1 protein-coding gene is annotated in these 3,045 nt (G+C 68.7%); it reads left to right on the top strand.

What is annotated here, in order from left to right; all coding sequences use genetic code 11:
* Positions 1-3,045 (top strand): Ig-like domain-containing protein (locus WG902_RS22445; RefSeq protein ID WP_340062447.1); only part of this gene is annotated, 3,045 nt, incomplete at both ends.

Genomic DNA, 3,045 nt, shown 5'->3' with positions numbered 1-3,045 from the left:
CGGCAACGACACCGACCCGGACACCGGCGACACGTTGACGGTCTCGGCCGTCGGCAATGCCGTGGGCGGCACGGCGGCCATCGTCGGCGGCAACGTGGTGTTCACGCCGGACCCCGACTTCACGGGCGCCGCGACTTTCGAATACACCGTCAGCGACGGCCAGGGCAACACGGACATCGCCACGGTGACGGTCAATGTCACCGCAGCGCAGGATCCTCCGACCGCGAATGCCGACGCCTTCAGCACCGTGGAAGACACGCCGGTCTCGATCACCACGGCCAGCCTGGTCGCGAACGACACCGATCCCGACGCCGGCGACACGTTGACCGTTACCGGCGTCGGCAACCCTGTCGGGGGCACCGTCGCCCTGGTCGGCGGGAACGTGACCTTCACCCCGGCTGCCGACTTCACCGGCACGGCCACGTTCGACTACACGATCAGCGATGGCAACGGCGGCATCTCGACGACCACCGTCTCCGTGAACGTGCTCCCCGTCCAGGAGCCGCCCAGCGCGGCCAACGACGTGGTCGGCACCACCGAAGACACGCCGCTGACGATCGCCCCGGCGACCCTGCTGGGCAACGACACGGACGCCGACGCCGGCAATGTGCTCAGCATCACGGCGGTGGGCAACGCCGTGGGCGGCAGCGTGGCCATCGTCGGCGGCAACGTCGTGTTCACTCCGGCTGCGAATTTCACCGGAGCTGCGACTTTCGAATACACGGTCAGCGACGGGCAGGGCGGGACGGACACGGGCACCGTCACGGTGAACGTGACGCCGGTGCAGGATGCGCCCACGGCCGTCGCCGACACTGTCACCACGGCAGAAGACACGCCGGTCACCATGACGGTGGCCAGCCTGCTGGCCAACGACACCGACCCGGACAGCGGCGATACCCTGACCGTGACCGGCGTGGGCAACCCGTCGGGTGGGACGGTCACCCTGGTGGCTGGCAATGTCACCTTCACGCCCGATCCCGACTTCACCGGGCCGGCCACCTTCGAATACACCATCAGCGACGGCCAGGGCGGCACTTCCACGGCCACGGTCAGCGTCAACGTCACGCCGCAGGACGATGCCCCGAGCGCCGCCAACGACCTGGCCAGCACGGCGGAGGAAACGCCGATCAGCATCCCGGTGGCGACGCTGCTGGCCAACGACACCGATCCCGACGCCGGCGACACGCTGACCGTCACGGGCGTGAGCAACCCCACAGGCGGCACCGTCAGCCTGGTGGGCGGCAACGTGGTGTTCACCCCGGCTGCGAACTTCACGGGCGCCGCCAGCTTCACCTACACCTTGACCGACGGCGACGGCAACACCGACACGGCGATCGTCAACGTCAACGTCACTCCTGTGCAGGACGCCCCGTCGGCCGTGAACGACGCGGTCAGCACCAACGAGGACACGCCGGTCACCATCGCGCCCGCCACGCTGCTGGGCAACGATACGGACCCGGACACGGGCGACGTGCTGGCCATCGCTGCAGTCGGCAATCCGGTAGGCGGCACGGTGGCCATCGTCGCCGGCAACATCGTCTTCACGCCCGCTCCGAACTTCACGGGCGCGGCCACGTTCGAGTACACGCTGTCGGACGGCCAGGGCGGCACCGACACTGCCACCGTCACGGTGAACGTCACGCCGGTGCAGGATGCGCCGACGGCGAACGCAAATGCCTTTGCCACGGCCGAAGACACGCCGGTCACGATGACGGTGGCTTCGTTGTTGGCCAATGACACCGACCCGGACATCGGCGACACCTTGACGGTCACCGGCGTGTCCAACCCCGTCGGCGGCACCGTCAGCCTGGTGGGCGGCAATGTCACCTTCACCCCGAACCCGAATTTCACGGGCACCGCGTCTTACGAATACGCGATCAGCGACGGCAATGGAGGCACATCGACCGCCACGGTCACGATCAACGTGACGCCGCTGCAGGATGCGCCGACCGCCAACAACGACACGGCGGCGACGACCGAAGACACCCCGGTCAGCATCCCGTTGGCCACGCTGGCCGGCAACGACACGGACCCGGACGGCGACACGCTGACGGTGACGGCCGTGGGCAACCCGGTCGGCGGCACGGTGAGCATCGTCGGAGGCAACGCGGTCTTCACGCCGAACCCGAACTTCACCGGCGCAGCCACCTTCGAGTACACGGTCTCCGACGGCAACGGCGGCACCGACACGGCGACCGTCACGGTGAACGTGACTGCAGCGCAGGATGCGCCGACGGCCAATGCCGATGCCTTCAGCACCGCCGAAGACACGCCAGTGGTGATGACCACGGCCAGCCTGCTGGCCAACGACACCGACCCGGACACCGGCGATACGCTGACGGTCACCGCCGTGGCCAACCCGGTGGGCGGCACCGTCGCCCTGGTCGGCGGCAACGTCACCTTCACGCCGAACCCGAACTTCACGGGCACGGCCAGCTACCAGTACACGATCAGCGACGGCAACGGCGGGACCAGCACCGCCACGGTCACGGTCAACGTGACGCCGGTGCAGGACGCACCGACGGCCAACAACGACACGGCGACCACGACCGAAGACACCCCGGTGTCCATCTCGCTGGCGAGCCTGGCCGGCAACGACACCGACCCGGACGGCGACACGCTCACCGTGACAGCCGTGGGCAACCCGGTGGGCGGCACGGTCGTCATGGTGGGTGGCAACGCGGTCTTCACGCCCGACCCGAACTTCACGGGTGCCGCGACCTTCGAGTACACGGTCAGCGATGGCAACGGCGGCACCGACACCGCCACGGTGACGGTGAACGTCACGGCGGCCAACGACGCGCCGACCGCTGTGGCCGATGGCTTCAGCACGGCCGAGGACACCCCGGTCGTGATGACCATCGCGTCGCTGCTGGCCAACGACACGGACCCGGATGCCGGTGACACGCTGTCGGTCACCGGTGTCGCCAACCCTGTCGGCGGGACGGTGAGCCTGGTGGGTGGCAACATCACCTTCACCCCGAACCCGAACTTCACGGGCACGGCCAGCTACGACTACACCATCAGCGACGGCAACGGCGGCAC

The organism is Ramlibacter sp. PS3R-8 (assembly GCF_037572435.1).
GTDB lineage: Bacteria > Pseudomonadota > Gammaproteobacteria > Burkholderiales > Burkholderiaceae_C > Ramlibacter.
This window is presented reverse-complemented; position numbering and strand designations above follow the sequence as displayed.